Annotated in this window: 22 protein-coding genes and 2 pseudogenes; 16 read left to right on the top strand and 8 right to left on the bottom strand. The window is 72.1% G+C overall.

Features of this window, described 5'->3' with window-relative positions; translation table 11 throughout:
- Nucleotides 1-2: 2 nt before the first annotated feature.
- Both FV227_RS09100 and FV227_RS09105 read left to right on the top strand, forming a co-directional pair.
- A complete protein-coding gene (locus FV227_RS09100) occupies nucleotides 3-746 on the top strand; it encodes a trypsin-like serine protease (protein WP_147729571.1) in 744 nt (247 codons plus the stop codon).
- A 126-nt stretch (nucleotides 747-872) separates the two neighbouring features.
- Nucleotides 873-1,547: a cell wall hydrolase gene (locus FV227_RS09105; protein WP_348642582.1), complete on the top strand. Its 675-nt coding sequence runs from the start codon at nucleotides 873-875 to the stop codon at nucleotides 1,545-1,547.
- Nucleotides 1,548-1,553: 6 nt separating this feature from the next.
- Here the strand turns inward: FV227_RS09105 and FV227_RS09110 are convergent, their stop codons facing one another.
- Nucleotides 1,554-1,793 carry a hypothetical protein gene (locus FV227_RS09110; protein WP_147858770.1) on the bottom strand — a complete coding sequence of 80 codons (240 nt, stop codon included), beginning with the start codon at nucleotides 1,791-1,793 and terminating at the stop codon, nucleotides 1,554-1,556.
- Nucleotides 1,794-1,910: 117 nt separating this feature from the next.
- Entirely contained in the window at nucleotides 1,911-2,420 is a 510-nt protein-coding gene (locus FV227_RS09115) for a PRC-barrel domain-containing protein (RefSeq protein ID WP_147728943.1), read from the bottom strand.
- A 246-nt stretch (nucleotides 2,421-2,666) separates the two neighbouring features.
- Between FV227_RS09115 and lipA the strand changes: the two genes are divergently transcribed.
- Both lipA and FV227_RS09125 read left to right on the top strand, forming a co-directional pair.
- Nucleotides 2,667-3,662 carry a lipoyl synthase gene (gene lipA / locus FV227_RS09120; protein ID WP_147728942.1) on the top strand — a complete coding sequence of 332 codons (996 nt, stop codon included), beginning with the start codon at nucleotides 2,667-2,669 and terminating at the stop codon, nucleotides 3,660-3,662.
- A 6-nt stretch (nucleotides 3,663-3,668) separates the two neighbouring features.
- Complete coding sequence (locus FV227_RS09125; RefSeq protein ID WP_147843149.1) at nucleotides 3,669-4,127, top strand: type II toxin-antitoxin system RatA family toxin; 459 nt, start codon at nucleotides 3,669-3,671, stop codon at nucleotides 4,125-4,127.
- A gap of 115 nt (nucleotides 4,128-4,242) precedes the next feature.
- Here FV227_RS09125 and FV227_RS09130 read toward each other — a convergent pair whose 3' ends face one another.
- The 3 genes from FV227_RS09130 to FV227_RS09140 form a co-directional block, all read right to left on the bottom strand.
- Nucleotides 4,243-5,448, bottom strand: a complete 1,206-nt coding sequence (locus FV227_RS09130) for an FAD-dependent oxidoreductase (protein WP_147858771.1) — start codon at nucleotides 5,446-5,448, stop codon at nucleotides 4,243-4,245.
- A gap of 69 nt (nucleotides 5,449-5,517) precedes the next feature.
- Nucleotides 5,518-6,009, bottom strand: a complete 492-nt coding sequence (locus FV227_RS09135) for a CinA family protein (RefSeq protein WP_147858772.1) — start codon at nucleotides 6,007-6,009, stop codon at nucleotides 5,518-5,520.
- A gap of 67 nt (nucleotides 6,010-6,076) precedes the next feature.
- Nucleotides 6,077-7,384 carry a bifunctional 2-C-methyl-D-erythritol 4-phosphate cytidylyltransferase/2-C-methyl-D-erythritol 2,4-cyclodiphosphate synthase gene (locus FV227_RS09140; protein ID WP_147858773.1) on the bottom strand — a complete coding sequence of 436 codons (1,308 nt, stop codon included), beginning with the start codon at nucleotides 7,382-7,384 and terminating at the stop codon, nucleotides 6,077-6,079.
- Between the two features lie 177 nt (nucleotides 7,385-7,561).
- On the opposite strand from FV227_RS09140, the gene dusB reads away from it, so the two are divergent.
- Genes dusB through ntrC form a run of 3 tightly spaced genes read left to right on the top strand, consistent with a single transcriptional unit; the run spans nucleotide 7,562 to nucleotide 11,219 of the window.
- Nucleotides 7,562-8,566, top strand: coding sequence for a tRNA dihydrouridine synthase DusB (gene dusB, locus FV227_RS09145; protein WP_147858774.1), 1,005 nt, complete (start codon nucleotides 7,562-7,564; stop codon nucleotides 8,564-8,566).
- Nucleotides 8,567-8,592: 26 nt separating this feature from the next.
- Nucleotides 8,593-9,750 carry an ATP-binding protein gene (locus FV227_RS09150; RefSeq protein WP_187274736.1) on the top strand — a complete coding sequence of 386 codons (1,158 nt, stop codon included), beginning with the start codon at nucleotides 8,593-8,595 and terminating at the stop codon, nucleotides 9,748-9,750.
- Between the two features lie 5 nt (nucleotides 9,751-9,755).
- Entirely contained in the window at nucleotides 9,756-11,219 is a 1,464-nt protein-coding gene (gene ntrC, locus FV227_RS09155; RefSeq protein WP_147728390.1) for a nitrogen regulation protein NR(I), read from the top strand.
- Between the two features lie 26 nt (nucleotides 11,220-11,245).
- On the opposite strand, the gene FV227_RS09160 is transcribed toward ntrC, so the two are convergent.
- Nucleotides 11,246-12,040 carry a flagellar hook basal-body protein gene (locus FV227_RS09160; protein ID WP_147728389.1) on the bottom strand — a complete coding sequence of 265 codons (795 nt, stop codon included), beginning with the start codon at nucleotides 12,038-12,040 and terminating at the stop codon, nucleotides 11,246-11,248.
- Between the two features lie 217 nt (nucleotides 12,041-12,257).
- Here FV227_RS09160 and FV227_RS29495 point away from each other — a divergent pair.
- From FV227_RS29495 to FV227_RS09180, 5 genes and pseudogenes are all read left to right on the top strand, one after another.
- A pseudogene (locus FV227_RS29495) lies at nucleotides 12,258-12,668 on the top strand (alpha-hydroxy-acid oxidizing protein); the annotation flags it as partial.
- A 300-nt stretch (nucleotides 12,669-12,968) separates the two neighbouring features.
- A pseudogene (locus FV227_RS09165) lies at nucleotides 12,969-14,636 on the top strand (glycosyltransferase family 39 protein); the annotation flags it as partial.
- Nucleotides 14,633-15,364 (top strand): glycosyltransferase family 2 protein, encoded by a 732-nt coding sequence (locus FV227_RS09170; protein ID WP_147858776.1) that lies wholly within the window; start codon nucleotides 14,633-14,635, stop codon nucleotides 15,362-15,364. The pseudogene FV227_RS09165 and the gene FV227_RS09170, both read left to right, overlap by 4 nt.
- A gap of 5 nt (nucleotides 15,365-15,369) precedes the next feature.
- Nucleotides 15,370-15,705 (top strand): lipid-A-disaccharide synthase N-terminal domain-containing protein, encoded by a 336-nt coding sequence (locus FV227_RS09175; RefSeq protein ID WP_147727719.1) that lies wholly within the window; start codon nucleotides 15,370-15,372, stop codon nucleotides 15,703-15,705.
- A 442-nt stretch (nucleotides 15,706-16,147) separates the two neighbouring features.
- A complete protein-coding gene (locus FV227_RS09180; protein WP_147727720.1) occupies nucleotides 16,148-16,762 on the top strand; it encodes a pyridoxamine 5'-phosphate oxidase family protein in 615 nt (204 codons plus the stop codon).
- A 7-nt stretch (nucleotides 16,763-16,769) separates the two neighbouring features.
- On the opposite strand, the gene metC is transcribed toward FV227_RS09180, so the two are convergent.
- Both metC and FV227_RS28900 read right to left on the bottom strand, forming a co-directional pair.
- Nucleotides 16,770-17,957, bottom strand: coding sequence for a cystathionine beta-lyase (metC, locus tag FV227_RS09185; RefSeq protein ID WP_147727721.1), 1,188 nt, complete (start codon nucleotides 17,955-17,957; stop codon nucleotides 16,770-16,772).
- Nucleotides 17,958-18,043: 86 nt separating this feature from the next.
- Nucleotides 18,044-18,217: an Rmf/CrpP family protein gene (locus FV227_RS28900; protein ID WP_187274734.1), complete on the bottom strand. Its 174-nt coding sequence runs from the start codon at nucleotides 18,215-18,217 to the stop codon at nucleotides 18,044-18,046.
- An 85-nt stretch (nucleotides 18,218-18,302) separates the two neighbouring features.
- On the opposite strand from FV227_RS28900, the gene FV227_RS09190 reads away from it, so the two are divergent.
- From FV227_RS09190 to FV227_RS09205, 4 genes are all read left to right on the top strand, one after another.
- Nucleotides 18,303-18,575, top strand: coding sequence for a hypothetical protein (locus FV227_RS09190; RefSeq protein WP_147727722.1), 273 nt, complete (start codon nucleotides 18,303-18,305; stop codon nucleotides 18,573-18,575).
- 121 nt (nucleotides 18,576-18,696) lie between these two features.
- Nucleotides 18,697-19,602 (top strand): EamA family transporter RarD, encoded by a 906-nt coding sequence (rarD, locus tag FV227_RS09195; RefSeq protein WP_147727726.1) that lies wholly within the window; start codon nucleotides 18,697-18,699, stop codon nucleotides 19,600-19,602.
- Between the two features lie 50 nt (nucleotides 19,603-19,652).
- Nucleotides 19,653-22,019 (top strand): response regulator, encoded by a 2,367-nt coding sequence (locus FV227_RS09200; RefSeq protein ID WP_147727723.1) that lies wholly within the window; start codon nucleotides 19,653-19,655, stop codon nucleotides 22,017-22,019.
- 93 nt (nucleotides 22,020-22,112) lie between these two features.
- Nucleotides 22,113-22,319 (top strand): hypothetical protein, encoded by a 207-nt coding sequence (locus FV227_RS09205; RefSeq protein WP_147727724.1) that lies wholly within the window; start codon nucleotides 22,113-22,115, stop codon nucleotides 22,317-22,319.
- The last annotated feature ends 3 nt before the right edge of the window (nucleotides 22,320-22,322 follow it).

Consider the following 22,322-nt stretch of genomic DNA (forward strand, 5'->3'; position numbering starts at 1 on the left):
AGGTGCGCGCCCTGGTCCTCGTCGGCGCATGCCTGTGGGCCGGCGCGGCGCGTGCGGAGGACATGGCCTTCGATGCCGAGGCATGGCCCTACAGCGCGATCGGCAAGCTCAACGTGGTGCTCGGCACCAACCGCCTCCAATCCTGCACCGCGACCCTGATCGGTCCGCGGCTCGCGCTCACCGCCGCGCACTGCCTGTGGGACGAGCCGCGCAAGCGCTGGGTCAACCCGGGCGTCGTCCACTTCGTGGCCGGGTACCGCCAGGGCGCGTATCGCGCGCACAGCCTGGCCGCCGCCTACCGCAAGCCGGACGACTACGCCTTCGCCTACGGCACCGCGCGGCCGAACATGCAGGGCGACTGGGTCCTGATCGAGCTCGCCGACCCGATCCCCGGCACGCCGCTGACGCTGGAGGATCCCGGTGCCGAAGCCGACCCGGCCGCGATCCGCCGCGAGATCCGGCGGGCGGGCTACAGCCGGCTCAAGCCCCAGCTGATGACCGCGCAGGGCGGTTGCAGCGCGTGGCGGGACCCCGGCCCGGCGCCCCTGCTGCTGCACGATTGCCGGGCGGTACCCGGCGAATCGGGCTCGGCGCTTTTGCAGGTCGAGGCGGGCAACCCCGTGGTGATCGGCGTGCTGGTGGCAGGCAGCCGGGAGGAGGGGCGGGCTCCGTCCGTCGCCGTGCCGACCGCCGCATTCCGCGAGACCGCGGCGGCGATGCTGAAAGCGCAGGCGACGACGCGCTGACGCAACCGTCGGTTCACCATGATGCCACAAAATCCGCACCTTTCGGGCCGAGCTTGGCCGGAACGCATCGCATCGGCGAGGCAATGGGCTGGGAGGCCGGGCGGCATGCAGGGTATCGGGACGAGATTGACGGTGCCGGCCCTGTCGGTCCTCCTGCTCGGACCAGGTCTCGGCGCCTGCAACACCAGCGCGAACACCGCTCTCAGCACCGGCTCGACGCGCGGCAAGCCGATGGTGGTGTCGGATACCGAGCGCGATTGCCTCGGCCGTGCGATGTACTTCGAATCGAACCGCAGCGATTCCGAAGGCCTGCTCGCGGTCGGGACCGTGGTGATGAACCGCCTGGAGAACGCCGCCTTCCCGAACGGCGGCATCTGCTCGGTGGTCGGCCAGCCGCGGCAGTTCGCGACCGGCGTGTTGACCAAGCCGATGGCCGAGAAGGACCTGCAGAAGGTCGCCGACGCCGCCGACGCAATCCTTGCCGGCGAGCGCCATCCCAAGGTCGGCCGGGCGATGTACTTCCACACCGCCGGCCGGAAATACCCGTACGACAACATGCACTACGTGGCGGTGGCCGGCGGCAACGCCTTCTACGAGAAGCGCAAGGCCGGGAGCCAGGCCCAGACCCCGCCGCCCGCCTCGACCGCGATGGCCTACGCCGAGGCGATCCCGCCGGCAGCGACCATCGCCCCGGCCGGCCCGGCGCAGACCGAGGTCGCGGCCGCGCAGACGGTGCTGGCCGAACCCGCCCGCGACATCTGCCAGGTGGCGGGCCTCGGCGCGCTTCCGGGCGGCGGCTGAGGCGGCTCAGCCCTCCGGCTCTTCCCTGCCGCGCGCCCGACGCGCGGCCTGCGCCATCGCGATCAGCTCGCGGGCGGTGAGGCGGTGCGCCGTGGCCGTGCCGCGGTCGGCGGTGCCGACCGGCGGCGTGCGGGCGCAGCCGCTGGTTCCGATCCGCAGGTCGCGCGAGCGCCGCGTCGCCCGCAACCGGATCGCCTTCCGCAAGGCCTCGACCATCACCGTTCCCACCGAAAATCCCGTGGACATCGCCATAGCCAAGCTTGACCGCAAGCGACATTCTTGAAGGCGGATTTCCCTGCCCTAGCGCGGCCGGGATCGGCGTGGCCGACGACGCATCGCCGCCTGCCACACGCTGATGCCGCGTCAGTTCTGCGGCTTGTACTTGCTGTACTTGAAGTCCGGCGCGGCCCCGAGCTGCTCCTTGCTCATGTCGAGCGTGGCGGCGTAGCGCTCGCCGCCCGGGGACAGGATCAGCGCGGCCGGCTGCACCGCGACGTAGCGCGTGCCGACGCCGAGGAACCCGCCGATGTCGAGCACCACGGCCGTCAGGGTGCGCCCGTCCTCCATCACGAGGTCGACCACCGTGCCGAGCGCGTTGCCGGCATTGTCCGAGACCTTGATCCCGATTACGTCGGTGGTGAGGAAGCCGGCGGGGCTGAGCTTGTTGCGGCCCTCGGCATCCGCCTTCGATCCGGCGCGCTTGATCCCGACATCGGACGGGCTGCCGCCTGCGCTGGTGCCCGGGCCGGTGCCCTGCACCACCATGCCGTCGCTCTGCGCCGGCTTGTCCTCCGGGCCGACGCCGGCGAGCGCCGGGAACACGAGCGCGAGCATCACGGGTGCGGCGAGTGCGCGGCGCAGGATCCGGGTCAAGCGATCTTCCTTCCGGTGAGGGCCGTGCGGCGGCCGTTGACCCCAAGGAACCGGATCCGTCACGCCGGGTTCCGGGCGGGCGTTGCGGCGGATCGCGCGGGCCCGCCGGCCATGACGAATCCGCGCGCCCTGTCTCGGGATCGTGGGCGACCTGCGGTCGCGCCGGTTTGCGGCGCGGGGCCGGACGTCTTAAGTCGCAGGTGCTCCCCGATACCCGCACCGCGGGTGCCTCGCACGCGGTGTGTCATGGCGACCGTCCTCGATCTCCTGAAGAACGATCCGCGGCCACCGCTTCCGGCCCGCATCCGCCACCCGGAGAAGGCGCACCGGCCGGACCAGCCGGTGCAGCTGCGCAAGCCCGACTGGATCCGCGTGAAGGCGCCGGGCTCCCCGGCCTGGGCCGAGACCCGGGCGATCGTGCGCGAGCACGGCCTCGTCACGGTCTGCGAGGAGGCCGGGTGCCCCAACATCGGCGAGTGCTGGGAGAAGCGCCACGCCACCTTCATGATCATGGGCGACACCTGCACGCGGGCCTGCGCCTTCTGCAACGTGCGCACCGGCCTGCCCAACGCCCTGGATCAGCACGAGCCCGACAAGATCGCGGACTCGGTGGCCAAGCTCGGCCTGCACCACGTCGTCGTCACCTCCGTGGACCGCGACGACCTCGCCGACGGCGGTGCCGAGCATTTCGCCCGCACCATCGCGGCGATCCGGCGGCTCAGCCCCGGCACCACCATCGAGATCCTGACGCCGGACTTCTTGCGCAAGGACGGCGCGCTCGAGGCGGTCGTGGCCGCCAAGCCCGACGTGTTCAACCACAACCTCGAAACGGTACCCGGCAACTACCTCACGGTCCGCCCCGGCGCCCGCTACTTCCACTCGGTGCGCCTGCTGCAGCGGGTCAAGGAGCTCGACCCCACGATCTTCACCAAGTCCGGCATCATGGTCGGCCTCGGCGAGGAGCGGAACGAGGTCGTGCAGCTGATGGACGACCTGCGCTCGGCCGACGTCGACTTCCTCACCATCGGCCAGTACCTGCAGCCGACCAAGAAGCACCACGAGGTCGTCCGCTTCGTGCCGCCGGACGAGTTCAAGGCGTTCGAGACCACCGCCTACGCCAAGGGCTTCCTGCTGGTCTCGGCGACGCCGCTGACCCGCTCGTCGCACCACGCCGGCGAGGATTTCTCGCGGCTCCAGGCCGCCCGCAACGCGCGGCTCGCCCCCGACACCCTCTCAGCCTGAGTCGTCATGCCATCCTTCCGGATCACCCGCTGGGTGCGTCACTCGCCCCAGCAGATGTACGACCTCGTCGCCGACGTGGAGCACTATCCCGAGTTCCTGCCGCTGTGCGAATCGCTGCGCGTGCTGCGCCGCCAGCCCGGCACCGGGGAGGGGACCGAGGTGCTCGTGGCCGAGATGGGCGTCGGCTACAAGGCGATCCGCGAGCGCTTCACCACCCGGGTCGGCCTCGACCGCCCGAACCTCAAGATCACGGCCGAGTACATCGACGGCCCGTTCCGGCATCTCGAGAACCGCTGGGCGTTCAAGCCCGGCCGCGACGGCGGCTGCGACGTCGACTTCTTCATCACCTACGAGTTCAAGAGCTTCGCCCTCGGCCTGCTGATGGGCAAGATGTTCGACCGCGCCTTCCGCAAGTTCACCGACGCGTTCGAGAGCCGGGCGGACCGGGTCTACGGTAGGGCCTGAGGCCGGCCGCGCCGGCGGCATCCGGTTGGGCATACCCGAGAGAAGGCCTGCTCGGCCGTCGGGCTGCGGAGTGGGGCGCGACCGCAGACGAAGAGGACGCGCTGGATCGTGCGCCTCACCGCGGATGCTCCGGGCGGAAGCCGAGGCCGACGATCCGGGCCGGGATGCACTGAAGCCACGGCAGGCGGTCGAGCAGCCGGAGCGCGAGCGGCGGGCTGAGGCGCGCGTCCCCGTGGTCGAGCACCGGGGCGATGATCCGATCCTGGATCAGGCGCTGGACCCGTTGCGTCAGCCGCGTCGGAAGGCTTCGGCGGGCCTGGACCCGCGCGAGGTCGGCCTCGGCGAGGCGTCCGGCCCGCAACGGCCCGGCGAGCAGGTTGGCGGCGGCGACCGCATCCTGGATCGCGATGTTGATGCCGACGCCGCCGACCGGCGACATCGCATGCGCCGCGTCGCCGATGCAGAGCAGCCCCGGACGGTGCCAGCGCTCCAGCCGGTCCACGGTCACCGTCAGCGTCCTCACCGCGTCGAAGGTCCCGATCTCGCCGGTGCGGTCGGCCAGGAACGGCGCGAGGTCGGCGATGCCGGCGCGGAACGCCACGAGTCCGCGCGTGCGGATCGCCTCGTCGCCGCCCTTCGGCACGATTGCGGCGCATTGCCAGTAATCGCCGCGATCGATCGTGATCAGGATGCGGCCCGCCCCGAAGCGACCGGCCGCGGCCTCCGGGTCTCCGGGGCGGCGCGACAGGCGGAACCACAGCACGTCGATCGGGGCCGCGAAGTCGCGCGGCACGAAGCCGGCCCGACGTCGCATCGCGGAATGCCGGCCGTCGGCGCATAGGACGAGGTCGGCGGCGATCGCGATCGCACCGTCGGGGCCGGCGGCACGAACCCCGGCGATCCGGCCATCCGTCTCGATCAGCGACTGCCCCTCGGTCGCCATCAGCAGCCGGAAGCCGGGCAGCTTCCTCGCCTCGCGGCCGAGGAAGTCGAGGAAATCCCATTGCGGCATCAGCGCGATGAAGCGGTTCCGCGTCGCGAGCCGGCGGAAATCGGCGACGCGGAACGTCCGGCCGCCCATCACCGCCGATAACGTCTCGACCCGGCGCTGCGGCAGGGCGCGGAAGGCGTCGCCGAGGCCGAGATCGTCCATCACGGCCAGGGTCGAGGGATGGATGGTGTCGCCGCGGAAATCGCGCAGGAAGTTGCTGTGCTTCTCCAGCACCACGACCGAGACGCCCGCGCGGGCGAACAGCAGACCCGCCATCATCCCCGCCGGTCCACCGCCGACGATGCAGATTTGTGCCGACAGGCTGTCCATGGAACCGCGCCTCCGGTTCGGCGGCGTTCGCCGCAGGACCGCTCCGATCAGGAGACACGAGCGCCCCGATCAGGAAACGAGCGCCGCCTCCAACAGGTCCAACGCATCGACGACGGCGCGACGTCGGATCTCGGCACGGCCGAGATCGCCGTAGCGCCGCTCCAGGTGGCGGACGCCGCCGCCGGTCGCCAGGCCGAAATGCACGAGGCCGACGGGCTTGCCCGGGCTGCCGCCGCCGGGGCCGGCGATCCCGGTGATCGCCACCGCCACGTCGGCCCGCGACGCCGCCAGCGCGCCGCCCGCCATCGCGCGGGCGACCGCCTCGCTGACCGCGCCGTGCACGCCGATGAGTGAGGCGGGCACCCCGATCGCTTCGGACTTGGCCTCGTTCGAGTAGGTGACGAAGCCGCGCTCGACCACCGCCGACGAGCCGGGCACCGCCGTCAGCAACCCGGCGACGAGCCCTCCGGTGCAGGATTCGGCCGTCGCGATCCGGGTGCCGGCCTCGGCGTAGGCCCCGACCAGGGCGGTGGCGCGGGCGAGGAGGGCGTCGTCGAACATCGCGCGAATCCCTTTTTCGTTCGAAGCGGCCTTCGGATGATGCAGCGGACGCGCGTCCGCCCAACCGTCAGCCCTGGCGCATGGCCGTCTCGGCCTGGGCGTCCACCGGGCTCGTCTCCACCTCCTCCGGCAGGCGGATGGTCGCGGCGGCCTGGGCCGCGAGGCCTTCCGCGCGGCCGACGAAGCCGAGCTTCTCCGTGGTCGTCGCCTTGATCGACACCGCGGTCAGCGGCACGGCGCAGATCTCGGCGATGCGGGCGCGGATCGTCTCGCGGTGGGCGCCGATACGGGGCGCTTCCGCCAGCACCGTGATGTCGAGATGGTCGATGCGACCGCCGCGGTCGCGCACCAGCTTGCAGGCATGGGCCAGGAACCGGTCCGACGACGCCCCGCGCCACTGCTCGTCCGAGGGCGGGAAATGGGTGCCGATATCGCCGTCGGCGATGGCGCCGAGCAGCGCGTCGGTGAGGGCGTGCAGCGCGACGTCGCCGTCCGAATGGGCGAGCACCCCGCGGTCGGCCGGGATCTTCACCCCGCCGAGCCAGACATGGTCGCCGTCGGTGAAGGCGTGCACGTCGAATCCGGTGCCGAGGCGGGTCACGTAGGTCGTCATGGCGATGTCCTTCGCACTGTCCTTCGCCGTCTCCTCGCCTGAGCCGGAAAAGGCCCGGTCGGCCTCGATCAGGTCGGAGGGTTGGGTGATCTTGCGGTTCTTCGGGTCGCCGGCGAACACCACCACGGCGAGGCCAGCCCATTCGGCGAGGGCGCCGTCGTCGGTGAAGCCGTGCAGGCCCTCGGCGGCGGCGGCGCGGTGCGCGTCGCGCAAGGTCCCGAAGACGAAGGCCTGCGGCGTCTGCACCGCGCGCAGGTGCTCGCGGGCCGGCGTCTCGCGCACGCGGCCGATGCCGCCCTGCTCGTCCACGAGCTTGATCGTGTCGGCGACGGCCACGCCCGGCACCGCCGCGCCGTGGTCGCGCCCGGCGGCGACGGCGCGGGCGATCAGCCCGGCATCGACGAAGGGCCGGGCCGCGTCGTGGACGAGGACCACGTCCGGTGCGCCCGCCGCCGCGAGCGCTTCGAGCCCGGCTCGGACCGAGTCCTGGCGCGTCGCCCCGCCCTCGACCGGCGGCAGCAGCTTGTCTGCGATGGCGGGCGCGAGCTCGGTGCGGCAGGTGTCGTAGAACGCGGCCGCGTCGGCGGCGATCACCACCTGGATCCGGCCGATCACGGGGTCGCGGCCGAGGGCGTCGAGGGTGCGGGTGAGGACCGCCTGCCCGCCGACGCGACGGTACTGCTTGGGCATCCCGCCGCCGATGCGGATGCCGCGACCGGCCGCCACGACGACGACGGCGACGCTCGATCCGGGTTCGGACATGCCTGGGGGTTTCCGTCGTGCCGGGGCCGAGACCGCCTGCCATGCGGCCGGTTCGGGTCCTCAAAAATCTGCCTGTCGTTTATGCGGGGGATGAAGCGAAATCAAATCGCGCGGTTCCCCGCCCAACCCTCGCCCGGGGGCTTGCGCCGGGCTGGTTTTGTCTATTTGTTGTGCAGAATGATGGCTGATCATTATTTGAGCGTCCTGCGAGGGGAGCGCTCGATCGATCCGGTGGTGCTGCTGGCGCCGCTATCGGGCGTCACTGACCTGCACATGCGCCGCATCGCGCAGGGTGCCGGCGCGAGCGCGGTGGTGTCGGAGATGGTGGCGGCGGCCGAGTTCGCGCGCGGTTCGGAGGAGGCGCGGCTCAGGGCGGAAGGGTCGGGCATCGCGCCGCACATCGTCCAGCTCGCCGGCTGCGCCCCCGAGCCGATGGCCGAGGCCGCCCGGATCGCCGCCGCGAACGGCGCCGACGTGATCGACGTCAACATGGGCTGCCCGGCCAAGATCGTCACCGGCATCGCCTCGGGCTCCGCGCTGATGCGCGACCTCGACCATGCGGCCCGCCTCCTCGGCGCCGTGCGCGAGGCGGTGTCGATCCCGGTGACGGTGAAGATGCGCCTCGGCTGGGACCACCACGGCCTGAACGCCGCGGAGCTCGCCCGCCGGGCCCAGGCGCTGGGGCTGAACGCGGTCACCGTCCACGGTCGCACCCGGCAGCAATTCTACAAGGGCAGCGCCGACTGGGACGCGATCCGGCCGGTCGTCGCGGCGGTGTCGATCCCCGTCATCGCCAACGGCGACGTGAAGGACCTTTCCAGCGCCCGGGCGTGCCTGGCGGCCTCGGGTGCTGCCGGCATCATGGTCGGCCGCGCGGCGGTCGGGCGCCCCTGGCTCGTCGGCGCCCTCGCCGCGGGGCTGGCCAGGCGCCCGGTGCCGACGCTGTCGCGGTCGGCCCGGGCGGGGCTGGCGGCGGCGCATTATGCCGGGCTGATCGCGCTCTACGGCGCAGCGATGGGCGTGCGTCATGCCCGCAAGCATCTGGCGGCCTATGCCGACGCGGCGGGCGGCCTCGATGCGGCCGAGCGCACGCGGCTCCTGACCACCACCGACCCGGAGGTGGCGGACCGGCTCCTGCGCGCCGCCTTCGAGGCCGCCCCGGCGATCGCGGAGGCCGCATGAGCGACGGGGAACCCAGGGACGAGGCGATGCCGATCGGTCTCGACCCCGCCGCCAAGGAGCCCGCGGCGAAACCCCGCGGCATGCCAAGCGCCGAGGCGGTGATCAACGCCCTGCCGTTGCCGGTGCTGACCATCGGCGCGGACGACCGCATCATGCACTGCAACCACGCGGCCGAAACGTTCTTCGACTATTCCGCCCGGCTGATGCAGCGGCGCCGGCTTCGCGACATCATCCCCTTCGCCTCGCCGATCATCGCGCTGGTGGCGGAGGTGCGCCGGCGCGGGTCCAGCGTCAGCGAGTACCGGGTCGAGCTGACGCAACCGCGCTCGGGCGCGGAGCGCAGCGTCGACGTGTTCGCCACCGCGCTTGGCGACGACGGCGAGGCGGTGGTGCTGATGCTCCAGGAGCGCACCATCGCCGACAAGATGAACCGCCAGCTGACGCATCGCGGCGCGGCGCGCTCGATGGTGGCGCTCGGCGCGATGCTCGCCCACGAGATCAAGAACCCGCTCGCCGGCATCCGCGGCGCGGCCCAGCTGCTCGAGCAGTCGGGGCCGGAAGAGGACCGGGTGCTGACCAGCCTGATCTGCGAGGAGACCGACCGGATCGTGCGGATCGTCGAGCGGATGGAGCTGTTCGGCGACGAGCGCCCGGTCGAGCGCGGCCCGGTCAACGTGCACGGCGTGCTCGATCAGGTGAAGCGCTCGGCGCAATCCGGGTTCGGGCGCCACATCCGCTTCGTCGAGACCTACGATCCGTCGCTGCCGCCGGTGCTCGGCAATCGCGATCAGCTCGTGCAGGTGATCCTGAACCTGGTGAAGAACGCGGCGGAAGCGATCGGCGCCGACGCGGTCGACGGCGAGATCACCCTGTCGACCGCCTTCCGCACCGGCCTGCGGCTTCAGGTCCCGGGCTCGCGCGAGCGCGTGAGCCTGCCGATCGAGGTGGCGGTGCGCGACAACGGCCCGGGCATCTCGGCCGAGCTGCTGCCGGATCTGTTCGACCCGTTCGTGACGACGAAGGCGCAAGGCTCCGGCCTCGGTCTTGCATTGGTCGCGAAGATCGTCGGCGATCATGGGGGCATCGTCGAGTGCGATCCCGCGCCCCGCCGCACCGCCTTCCGAATCCTCCTGCCCATGTCGAGCGCCCGCGACGGGCGCGAAGCGGTCGCGGAGCCCGAGTAAGAGTCATGCCCAACGGCCACATCATCGTCGCGGACGACGACGCCGCCATCCGCACCGTCCTCAACCAGGCGCTGTCGCGGGCCGGCTACGAGGTCCGCTCCACCGGCAACTGCGCGACCCTGTGGCGCTGGGTGGCGCAAGGGGAGGGCGACCTCGTCATCACCGACGTGGTGATGCCCGACGAGAACGTGTTCGACCTGCTGCCGCGCATCAAGCGGGTGCGGCCGGAGCTGCCGGTCATCGTCATGAGCGCGCAGAACACCTTCATGACCGCGATCCGCGCCTCCGAGCGCGGCGCCTACGAGTACCTGCCCAAGCCCTTCGATCTGAAGGAGCTGATCGCCATCGTCGGCCGGGCGCTGTCGCGCCCGCGCGGCACGGCCGCCGCCGCCGCGCCGCCCGACAACGAGGACATCCCGCTGGTCGGGCGCTCGCCGGCGATGCAGGAGATCTACCGGGCGCTCGCCCGGCTGATGCCGACCGACCTAACCGTGATGATCACCGGCGAGTCCGGCACCGGCAAGGAGCTGGTGGCCCGCGCGCTCCACGATTACGGCCGCCGGCGCACCGGCCCGTTCGTGCCCGTCAACATGGCCGCGATCCCGCGCGACCTGATCGAATCGGAGCTGTTCGGCCACGAGAAGGGCGCCTTCACCGGGGCGCTGCAGCGCTCGGCCGGCCGCTTTGAGCAGGCGGAGGGCGGCACGCTGTTCCTCGACGAGATCGGCGACATGCCGATGGAGGCGCAGACCCGGCTGCTGCGCGTGCTGCAGCAGGGCGAGTACACCACCGTCGGCGGCCGGGTGCCGATCAAGACCAACGTCCGCATCATCGCGGCGACCAACAAGGACCTGCGGATCTCGATCCAGCAGGGCATCTTCCGCGAGGACCTGTTCTTCCGCCTGAACGTCGTGCCGCTGCGGCTGCCGGCCCTGCGCGAGCGGTCCGAGGACGTGCCCGACCTCGTCCGCCACTTCTTCATCCAGGTCGAGCGCGAGGGCCTCACGCGGAAGATGCTCGACGGCGAGGCGATGGAGCGCCTGAAGCGCTACCGCTGGCCCGGCAACGTCCGCGAGCTGGAAAACCTCGTCCGGCGGCTCGCCGCCCTCTACCCGCAGGAGACCATCACCGGCCCGGTGATCGAGGCGGAGCTCGACACGCTGCCGCTCAGCCCCCCGGCCTCGGCCGGGAACGGCACCGCGCGCAAGGCCGGCGCCGACAACGAGACCCTGTCCGGCGCGGTCGAGCGCCACCTCTCGGACTACTTCTCCGGATACCGCGACACGCTGCCCCCGCCCGGCCTGTATCACCGGATCCTGCGCGAGATCGAAGGCCCGCTGATCGGCGCGGCGCTCGCCGCCACCCGCGGCAACCAGATCCGCGCGGCGGAGCTTCTGGGCGTCAACCGCAACACCCTGCGCAAGAAGGTGCGCGACCTCGACCTGCAGGTGTTCCGAACGGCGCGCTAGGCGGACGGGTAGCGGCGCGCGCCGCGTCAGACGTACATCGCGATGGCCGATTGCAGCATCTCGTTGACGGTGCTGATCACCTTCGTGTTGGAGGAATAGGCCTGCTGCGTCTCGATCATCTTGGAGAACTGGTCCGAGATGCTCGCATTCGACTGCTCGACCGAGCCGCCGGTCACGGTCGCGCCGTTCAGGCCGAAGCTCGGCGCCCCGGTGCTCGCGGTCGCGACGAAGGCGCCGCCGTCGAGCGAGGCGAGCGTGTCCCGCGCGCCGAACTGGGCCAGGGCCAGGGTGCCGAGCGCCTGGGTGCTGCCGTCCGACAGGGTGCCGGTGAGGGCGCCGGCGGGCGAGACCGACAGGCTGGAGAGCGCGCTCGTGGCGGTGGCCGGCACCTGGACCGGCGCGCCCGTCGAGGCCCCGGCGAACAGGTAGTACCCGGCCCCGTTGACGAGGTACCCGCTGGCATCCGGCGCGAAGTCGCCGCGCCGGGTGTAGGCCAGCGTCGAGCCGAAGCTCGGCGCCGACGCGGTCCCGAGATTCTGCCGGACCACGAAGTAGCCGTCGCCGCCGATCGCGAGGTTCGTCGCGATGCCGGTCGACGCCACCGTGCCCTGGAGCCCCAGGTTCGACCGCGTGCTGATCGCGACGCCGCCGGCGGGCTGCGTCCCGGCCTCGGTCTGCGCCAGCATGTCGGCGAAGCTCGTATCCGTGCTCTTGAAGCCGGCCGTGGTGCTGTTGGCGATGTTCCCCGAGATGTTGTTCAGCGCGAAGGATTGGGCCGAGGTCCCGGTGATGGCGTTCGAGAGCGCATCCATCAGGCTCATCGCGGATCTCCATCAAGAACGGCCCGGTGCAACCGGGCCCGACCAGAACGTCGGCCGACCATTCCCCGGCCACCCTGATTTGAGGATTTCATCGTTAATACGCGGTGTGTAACGATTTATGTCTTGAGCTGGCATGAGCTCGCCCTGGAAGCGAAGCTCGACATCTTGGAAACATTTGGAAACGACTGAACTAGCGGCGCTCGGACACGGCACCGGCATGACCTGGGACTACGTGCGGCGCCTGCGCGGCCTCGTGAAGGGCAAGCTCGTGCTCCAGGGCATCGTCACGAGGGAGGACGCGAAGAGCGCGCTCGACCACGGCGTCGATGCGCTGATCGTGTCGAACCACGGCGGCCGGGCCGAGGCGAGCCTGCAATCCACGATCGGCGTGCCGCCGGAGATCGTGACGGCGGTGAACGGCCGGGTGCCCGTGCTGATCGACGGCGGCTTCCGCCGCGGCACCGACGTCCTCAAGGCCCTGGCGCTCGGCGCCACCGCCGTGTGCATCGGCCGCCCCTCCGTCTGGGGGCTGGCCGCCTTCGGCGAGCCCGGGGTCGCCGCCGTGCTCGCCATCATGCAGCGTGAGTTCGAGACGATCATGCGCCAGATCGGCGCCACCACGACCGCCGGGATCGGCGCCGCGGCGTCGACCGGGCCTGACACGCGCCGCGCGGCCGGCCCCGTCCCTCGGGCGGCGGGGCCGGCATTTGACAATCCCGGCCGCATCATCGACACCGCCGGCCGTCTGGGCATCGACCGAACGACGAGGCCGGTTGCCGGTTCCGGAGCCGCGCATGACCGCCTTCTCGGCCCCCTCCTTCCGTTCCGCACCGCGCTCATGATCCCCAGCCAAGCCGCGCGGCGACCCGTCCCGGCCACGCGGCCCGTCCCGGCCACCGGCCCCGGCTTCGCGTTCGGCGACTTCCTCCTGAACACCGTGTCGGCGAGCCACGCGCGGGCCTGCGCCTGGCTGGTGGCGCTCTGCCTCGTCTGCTTCCTGCCCGGCCAGATCTCGCTCCAGCCGATGGACCGGGACGAGCCGCGATTCGCCCAGGCCTCGAAGCAGATGCTCGAGACCGGCGACGGCGTCGACATCCGCTTCCAGGGCGAGGCCCGGCACAAGAAGCCGGTGGGCATCTACTGGGCCCAGGCCGCTTCGGTGGCGGCCGGCGAGGCGCTCGGGGTGCCCCAGGCGCGAACCGAGATCGCGCTCTACCGCATCCCCTCGCTCGTCGGCGCGACCGCCGCCGTGCTGCTGGCCTACTGGGCGGCGCTCGCCTTCCTGCCGCGGCGCGGCGCCTTCCTCGCGGCCGCCCTGTTCGGCGCCTGCCTGATGCTCGCGGCGGAGGCGCATCTCGCCAAGACCGACACGCTGCTGACCGCGTGCGCGATCGCGTCGCTCGGCGCGCTCGCCCGCGCCTGGCTCGGGCGATCCGGCCCCGGCCCCTCGACCGCGGGGCGGCTTGCGTTCTGGCTCGGCCTGGCAATCGGCATCCTGGTGAAGGGGCCGATGGTGCCGCTCTTCGTCGGCCTGCCGATGCTGGCCCTGGCGTGGAAGGCGCGCTCCGGCCGCTGGATCCTGGCGCTGCGGCCGTGGTCCGGCCTCGCGATCGTCGTCGCGGTCGTCGCCCCGTGGTTCCTGGCGATCGCCTGGCGCAGCGGCAGCGCCTTCTTCACCGAGGCGGTCGGCCACGACATGCTGGCCAAGGTCGGCAGCGCCAAGGAGAAGCACTGGGCGCCGCCCGGCACCTACGCGCTGGTGTTCTTCGCGACCTTCTGGCCCGGTGCCGCCTTCGCGGCTCTGGCGATCCCGTTCGCGTGGCGCCGTCGCCGGGACGATGCGGTCGCGTTCCTGGTCGCGTCGATCGTGCCGGCGTGGCTGATGTTCGAGGCCGTGCCGACCAAGCTGCCGCACTACGTCCTGCCGCTGATGCCGATGGTGGCGATCCTCACCGTGCTGGCGCTCCGGGCCGGCGCCCTCGATCCGACGCGGCGCGGCGCGCGGGCGATGGCGCTGCTGGTCCCGGCGATCCCGATCGGGCTGACGATCGGCCTCGCCGTGGTCGCGTGGCGCCTGGACCGGGTGCTGCCCGTGCTGTCGCTGCCGCTGCTCGGGGCCGCCTGCGCGCTCGCGCTGGCCGCCTGGATGGCCTATGCGCGGAACGGCGCCGAGCGGGCGATGGTGTTCGCGATCCTCTCCGCCTGCGTGCTCTCGCCCGCGGTGCTCGGGCTGGCGCAGACCGAGATCCCGGCGCTGAAGGTCTCGAACCGGCTCGCCGCGATCCGCGACGCGCTGCCGTGCCTGCCGCAGGTCGCGAGCCTCGGCTACCGCGAGCCGAGCCTAGTGTTCCTGATCGGCACCGACCTCGCCACCCCGAACACCGGCGCCGACGCGCTGGCCTTCCTCCATGCGGGCGGCTGCCGCCTCGTCTTCGTCGAGCAGCGCTCGGCCGCCGACTTCGCCGATGCCTGGCCCGTCGGCGGCGTCGGCCCGAAGGCGGTGGGGCAGGTGTCGGGCTTCAACATCAACGCCGGCCGCCGGGTCGACCTCACCGCCTACGCGGTGACGCCCACGGCTCAGACGGTGACCCCATGAACGCGACGTCTCCCCGCCTCAGCATCGTGGTGCCGGTGAAGAACGAGGCCGGCAACATCGCGGGGCTCGTCGCCGAGATCGAAGCCGCCTGCGGGGCGCTGGCGCCCTTCGAGGTGATCTACGTCGACGACGGCTCGACCGATGCGACGCCGGCCGCGCTCGACGCCGCGCGTCAGGGCCGGCCCTGGCTGCGGGTGCTGCGCCACGCCCGCAGCGGCGGGCAGTCGGCGGCGGTGCGCAGCGGGGTCGCGGCGGCCGCCGGCCCGATCGTCGCGACGCTCGACGGCGACGGCCAGAACGACCCGGCCTTCATCCCCGTCCTGGTGGCGGCGCTGGAGCAGGCGGGCGAGGGGACGGGCCTCGCCCAGGGGCAGCGCAAGGGCCGCAAGGACGGGCGCTTCAAGATGATCCAGTCCCGCATCGCCAACGGCGTGCGCGGGCGGATCCTCAACGATTCCACCCGCGACACCGGCTGCGGCCTCAAGGTCTTCCGCCGCGCGGTCTACCTGCGCCTGCCGTACTTCGACGCCCTCCACCGCTTCATGCCGGCGCTCGTGGTGCGCGAGGGCTTCGCGATCGTGCACCGCGACGTGGTCGACCGCCCGCGCTTCACCGGCGTCTCGAACTACGGGCTGTTCGACCGCCTCTGGGTCGGCCTGCTCGACTTGGCCGGCGTGTGGTGGCTGATCCGCCGCAAGCGTCCGACGCCCGCCGTCACCGAGGTCTGATTCCGATGCTGATCCAGTTGGCGCGAGACCTGCCGGACTACTTCTACGACGTGTTCGTGACGCGGTTCGACTTCTGGCTGGTCTTCGGCATCGTCGCGCAGCTGGTCTTCGGCTCGCGCTTCATCCTGCAATGGATCGCCAGCGAGCGGGCGGGCCGGAGCGTGATCCCGCTGTCGTTCTGGTTCCTGTCGATCGCCGGCGGAATCATGACCCTGGTCTACGGCTTCGTGCGCCGCGAGCCGGTGATCATCATCGGCCAGGGCCTCTCGACCGGGATCTACCTGCGCAACCTCGCCCTGATCTTCCGCAACCGGCGCGGAACCGAAACCAAGGCGGGCTGAACCGGCATTCCCGCGCCCGAGCCGACCGGCCCAAGGCCGGTGCCGGACCGAGCCCTGCCGCGTCGCAGCCGGGTCCGCTCGGGGATCAGCGCCGCAGCGAAGACGGCCGCGGCAGCTGCCAAAGGTCGTCGTGGGACTCGGAGAACCGGGCGAGATGCCGATCGGCGTAGAGGCAGAGGAAACCGAGGGCGCAGGGCAGCCCGAACAGCAGAACCATCATCCACGGCATAGCGTCGACGTCTCATCTGAGAGCGGAAGCCGCGCGGCTCTCGTCGACGCGGTGCACAATGGGTAATGCATGTTAGGAACGCGTCAAGGCATCCTAGGACACGACGCCTAGTTTTGGCACCACAGCGTTAAGCGTGCGACGCCGCGATGCCGCGCTTGATCCCCCGTCGCGCCCGTGCTCGTCTCGCCCCACCCACGCGCCGTTCGGAGCCCGATGCCACAGGACGATGCCCGCCACCCGCTCCCGCCGTTCCACGACGACCTCGACGCGGCCTTCGCCGAAGCGTGGCGGCTGCTGGCGGACGGGGTCGCGCAGGGACGGAGCGCGTTCCACGCCCCGAGCTTCGCGACGCTGGACCAGGCGGGCCGCCCGCGCAGCCGCACGGTGGTGCTGCGGGAGGCCGATGCCGCGACCGGCACCCTGCGCTTCCACTGCGACCGCCGCTCGGACAAGGCGGCCGAGGTCGCGGCCAACCCGGCCTGTGCGCTCCACGCCTACGACCGCGCGGCGAAGATCCAGATCCGGATCGAGGGCAGCGCGGGTCTCCACGTCGACGATGCCGTGGCGGACGCGGCCTGGGACGGCTCGCGGGCGATGAGCCGGGTCTGCTACGGCATCGCGCCCGCGCCCGGCACCGCGCTCGATGCCGGCGGCGGCTACGCGGTGCCCGACGAGGCGGCGGCGCTGACCGTCGGCCGCCCGAACTTCGCCGCCGTCCTCGTCCGCGCCGACGCCCTCGACTTCCTCTACCTCGACCGTCGCGGCCATCGCCGCGCCGGCTGGCGCCGCGACGGGGAAGGGTGGCGGGGCGAATGGCGGGTGCCGTGAGGGCGCCTCAGGCCGCCGCCCGCAACCGCGCGAACCCGGCGTCGAGATCGGCCTTCAGGTCCGCGACGTCCTCGAGCCCGATGTGGAAGCGCAGGGCGGGACCGCCGGGGGCCCACTGCGTCGCCGTGCGGTAGGGCCTGCAGTCGAAGGGAATGACGAGGCTCTCGAAGCCGCCCCAGGAGAAGCCCATCCCGAACAGCTCCAGGCCGTCGAGCATCGCGGCGAGGGCGGTCTCCGAGACGGGCTCGAGGACCACGCCGAACAGGCCCGATGCGCCGGAGAAGTCGCGCTTCCAGATCGCGTGGCCGGGATCCTCGGGCAGGCCGGGATGGAGGACGCGCAGCACCTCCGGCCGCTCCTGCAGCCAGCGCGCCATCTCGAGGCCGGCGCGGCCGTGCTCGCGCAGCCGCAGGTTCATGGTGCGCAGGCCGCGAAGCGCCAGGAACAGGTCCTCGGGGCCGGCGCAGGGGGCGATCTGGTCGAAGGTCCGCCGCACCGCCGGGAAATGCGCGGCGTTGGCCGAGGTCAGGCCGAGGAGCAGGTCGGATCCGCCGCTGAGATACTTGGTCCCGGCCTCGACGGCGATGTCGACGCCGCGCGCGTGCGGCGGGAACAGCAGCGGCGTCGCCCAGGTGTTGTCCATGATCACGGTGCCGCCGCGGGCGTGGACCGCGTCGGCGATCGCCGGCACGTCCTGCATCTCAAAGCTCTGCGAGCCCGGCGCCTCGACCAGCACGGCCTTGGTGTTGTCGCGCATCAGCCCGGCGATGCCGGCGCCGACCAGCGGGTCGTAATAGGTCGTCTCGACGCCGAAGCGGGCGAGCAGCCCGTCGCAGAAGATCCGGGTCGGGCGATAGGCGGAATCGGTGACGAGCAGGTGGTCGCCGGCCGAGACCGAGGCCATCAGCGCGACGGTGAGCGCGCACAGGCCCGAGGGCGTCGCCACCGTGCCGGCAGCGCCCGCCACCTCGCTCCAGGCATCGGTCAGCGCGTCCATCGTCGGCGTGCCGCTGGTGCCGTAATTGTAGCGGCCGCGCCGGTGCACGATGTCGTCGTAGGTCGGGTACAGCACGGTGGAGCCGCGATAGATCGGCGTGTTGACGAACCCGTGCTGCGCCGACGGATCGCGCCCCGCATGGACGAGGCGCGTCGCGACCCCGAACGACTCGGCGGTCTTGGACGAAGGCTTGGACATGGGCGCTTTGGCTCTCGGGCTGCGATCGGACGACGAAGCCCGGCAACCCGGCGGAGGTCAAGCGTGCGCCCGGGCCGCCCTTTCGGTCAGCCGGCGTCCGTGACGGTGGCCTCCTCGTAGGCCTGCAGCCAGGCGGTGCGCTCCTCCGAGCCCTCCGCGTAGGGGCAATCGTCGATCGGCTTGCCGTAGAGGCGGGCGTTGCGGCCCTGGATGAACGGGCTGTCGCTGGCGGTGGCCTGGTCGTTCGCTTCGGGTTTCATGGGATCTCCCTGTGAGGTGTCCCTTCGTTAACGGCCTTGGGCCATCCTCGGCTCCGTCGTCGTTCGCGTTGCCGGAACCCGTCGCTTGCGTATCCTGCGTCTCCTCGCCGCCGGCGTCTCGGCCGGCGCCTCGATCCTCGTGATCGGGTTCGTCTGCGCCGACCGGCTGGCCCACACGGTGCCGAGCCCGGTCGCCCGCATCGTCCTGCCCGAACCTTCGGCGACCGGATCGATCCCGGCGCCGGAGAAGCCGGTCGCGGCCGTGAAGCCGGCGCCGGCGAAGATCCCGAACGGGTTCGACACCGAGCGCCTGAACGCGCTGATGCGCGGCGACCCGATCCTGCCGACGAAGCGCTGACGGCGCGGGCGGGGCGGATGCCTGACCTGCGCCGCCGGGCCTGACCGAAGCGGCCGGCGCGGGCTAGATCGCCAGGACTTCTCCGCGCCGGATGCCGGCGGACGCGATCGGGACGGACACCGTGGGCCTCGTCTACGCGCTCGGCGCCTATCTGAGCTGGGGCCTCGTCGTCCCGGTGCATTTCCGGCTGCTCTCGGGCTTCTCCCCGAGCCACATCCTGGCGGTGCGCATCCTGTGGTCGTGCCTGTTCGCGGTCGCGCTGGTGCTGCTGTGGCGCAACCGGGTGCGCACCCCGTTCCCGTTGCGGCCCCGGCACGCGCTGCTCTTCGTCTCGGCCGGGCTGATCGGCGTGAACTGGCTGCTGTACCTGCAGGCGGTGAACAGCGGCCACCTGCTCGATGCGAGCCTCGGCTACTACATCAACCCGCTGGTCAGCGTGGCGCTCGGCGCCGTGGTCCTGCGCGAGCGCCTGCGCCCGCTGCAGCGGGTCGCCGTCGGCATCGCCGCGGCCGGGGTCGCCATCGCCGTTGTGCTGGCCGGCACGTTGCCGCTGGTGGCGCTCGAGCTCGCGATGAGCTTCGCCCTCTACGGCCTGGTGCGGAAGGTGGTCGGGGTCGACCCGGCGGTCGGGTTCCTCGCCGAGACGCTGATCCTGACGCCGGCGGCCTTCGTCTGGGTGCTGCTGTCGCCCGAGCCGGCCCTGCCGCCCGATCCGCGGGACTTCGCCCTGCTGGCGCTGACGGGGGTGACGACGGCCCTGCCGCTGATCTGGTTCGCGGCGGCCGCAGACCGCCTGCGCCTCGCGACGCTCGGCCTGATGCAGTACATCGCCCCGACCTGCCTGCTGGCCTTGAGCGTCCTCGCCTATGGCGAGCACGTGGCGCCGCACGCGATCCCGATGTTCGGGCTGATCTGGCTGGCGCTGGCGCTCTACGCCTTCGACCTTCTCCGCGCCGGCCGGGCGGCGCGAGCGCATGGCGTGCCGGGCGAAACCGCCGCGCCGAACCCGGGCGCGATGCGTGTATAAGGCCGCTTCGTGCCCGGCATCCGCCGCGGGAAGCCAGTCCGAGTGTTGCGATGAGTGATCCCAGCGAGCCTGCCACGGTCACGCAGGCCGACTACGAGAACCTCGCCGAGGCGCTGCCGCAGCTCGCCTGGATCGCCACCGCGACCGGCGACATCATCTGGTACAACCGCCGCTGGTACGACTACACCGGCACGACCCTCGCGACGATGCGCGGCTGGGGCTGGCGCGACGTCCACCATCCCGACCACGTCGAGGCGGTGACGGAGCGCTTCAAGGCGGCGATCGCCGGCGGCGATGCCTGGGAGGACACCTTCCCGCTGCGGGGCAAGGACGGCACCTTCCGTTGGTTCCTGTCGCAGGCGATGCCGCATCGGGACGCGGCGGGCCGGATCCTGCGCTGGTACGGCACCAACACCGACATCACCCACAAGCAGGAAGCCGAGGACCGGCTGCTGCAATCCGAGGAGCGGTTCCGGGCGCTCGTCGACGCCTCCACGGCCGTGATCTGGAACACCGACGCCGCCGGCGCCCTGCTGCCGCCGCAGCCGCGCTGGAGCGCCTATACCGGCCAGTCCGAGGAGGCCTTCCAGGGCTGGGGCTGGATCGACGCGGTCCATCCCGACGACCGGGCGCATGCCGCCGAGGTCTGGGCCGGCTGCATCGAGGCGCGCACGCCCTACGCCGTCGACTACCGCCTGCGCCGGCACGACGGGCAGTGGCGCGACATGGAGGTGCGCGGCGTGCCGGTGCTCGCCGCCGACGGCTCCTTGCGCGAATGGGTCGGCTCCAACACCGACATCACCGACCGGAAGGAGGCGGAGGCCGAGGTCGAGCGGGCGCGGCAGGCCGCGGAGGCCGCCAACCTCGCCAAGAGCCAGTTCATCGCCAACATGAGCCACGAGCTGCGCACGCCGCTCTCGGCGGTGATCGGCTACTCGGAGATGCTCGGGGAGGAGCTCGAGGATATCGGGCAGGCCGCCCTGCTGCCCGACCTGCGCAAGATCGAGGCGGCGGCCCGCCACCTGCTCTCGCTCATCAACGACGTGCTCGACATTTCCAAGATCGAGGCCGGGCGCATGACCGCCTCGGCCGAGCACTTCACCGTCGCCGACCTGATCTCGGACGTCTCCGACGCCACCGGCTCGCTCGTCGAGAAGAAGGGCAACCGCTTCGTCCTCGACCTCGCCGACGACCTCGGCGCGATGCACCAGGACCAGACCAAGATCCGCCAGTGCCTGCTCAACCTGATCGGCAACGCGGCCAAGTTCACCGAGAACGGCACGATCACCCTGAAGGTCGAGCGCCAGCGCGAGGCCGGCGCCGACTGGTTCGGCTTCTCGGTGGCCGATACCGGGATCGGGCTCACCGAGGAGCAGATCGGCCGGCTGTTCGAGCGCTTCGCCCAGGCCGACGAATCGACCACGCGGCAGTTCGGCGGCACCGGCCTCGGCCTCGCCATCACCCGCGCCTTCTGCCGCACCATGGGCGGCGACATCGGCGTGACCAGCGTGCCCGGGCAGGGCTCGACCTTCACCCTGCAGCTGCCGGCGATCCTGGCGGTCGAGGACGAGGGGCAGGTCGCGGCCGAGCTCGCCGTGCCCGCGCCGGTGCACGCGCACGAGGAGCACGACGCGGTGCTGCTCGTCGACGACGACCCGGCCGCGCGCGAGCTGCTGCAGCGCTTCCTCGAACGCGAGGGCTTCCGCGTCCGCACCGCCAACGACGGCCGGGCCGGGCTGACGCTGGCGCGGGCCTTGAAGCCGCGCGCGATCCTGCTCGACGTCGAGATGCCGCGCATGGACGGCTGGGCGGTGCTGCACGCCGTGCGCAACGACCCGGAGCTCGCCGGCATCCCGGTGATCATGACCTCGGTGGTGGCCGAGCAGGGCCTCGGCCAGGCGCTCGGCGCCACCGACTACTTCGTCAAGCCGATCGACTGGGACCGGCTCAAGGGCCTGATGGACCGCTACCGGCCGGAGGGCGTCGAGGCCCGCGTCCTCGTCGTCGACGACGACGCCGATGCCCGCGAGCGCCTGCGCCGGACGCTCGCGCGCGACGGCTGGAGCGTCGACGAGGCCGAGAACGGCCGGGCGGCGCTGGAGCATTTCGAGGCGCAGCGCCCGAACTTGATCCTGCTCGACCTGATGATGCCGGAGATGGACGGGTTCGGGTTCCTGCGCGCGCTGCGGGCGCGGCCCGACGGCGACGTGCCGGTGGTGGTGCTGACCGCCAAGGAGATCACCGACGCCGAGCGCAGGAGCCTCCAGGCCCAGGCGGACCGGGTGATCGAGAAGGGGTCCTTGAGCCTCGCCGAGATCGGCCGGCAGTTGCGCGTGCTCTACGCGCGCGAGGTCTCCGCGCCGGTGCCGAAGAGCATGCAGGGGCTCCTCGACGCGCTCGCCGCGCAGGAGCGCTAGCGCGCGGATCGGCGCACCGGCGGAACCTTCCGCCGGCCCGTCCCTTTGCAATCCCGGCACGCGCCCGTCGCGGCGGGGCCTTGGAGCGCGCCCATGAATCCCATCGTCGTCGTCGCCCTGATCTGCGCCTCGTCGGTCCAGGTCCAGGATTGCAGCCGGGACAACGCCCTCGACGTGGTGACGGGCCCGGCCCACACCCTGCAGGAATGCCTGATCCAGGGCCCGGTGCTGGCCGCCAATGCCGGCCTCGGCAACGGCAAGGACAGCTACGTGAAGACCCGCTGCGAGCCGCGGCGCTGAGGA

This window comes from Methylobacterium sp. WL119 (assembly GCF_008039875.1).
In the GTDB taxonomy this organism is placed as follows: Bacteria; Pseudomonadota; Alphaproteobacteria; order Rhizobiales; family Beijerinckiaceae; genus Methylobacterium.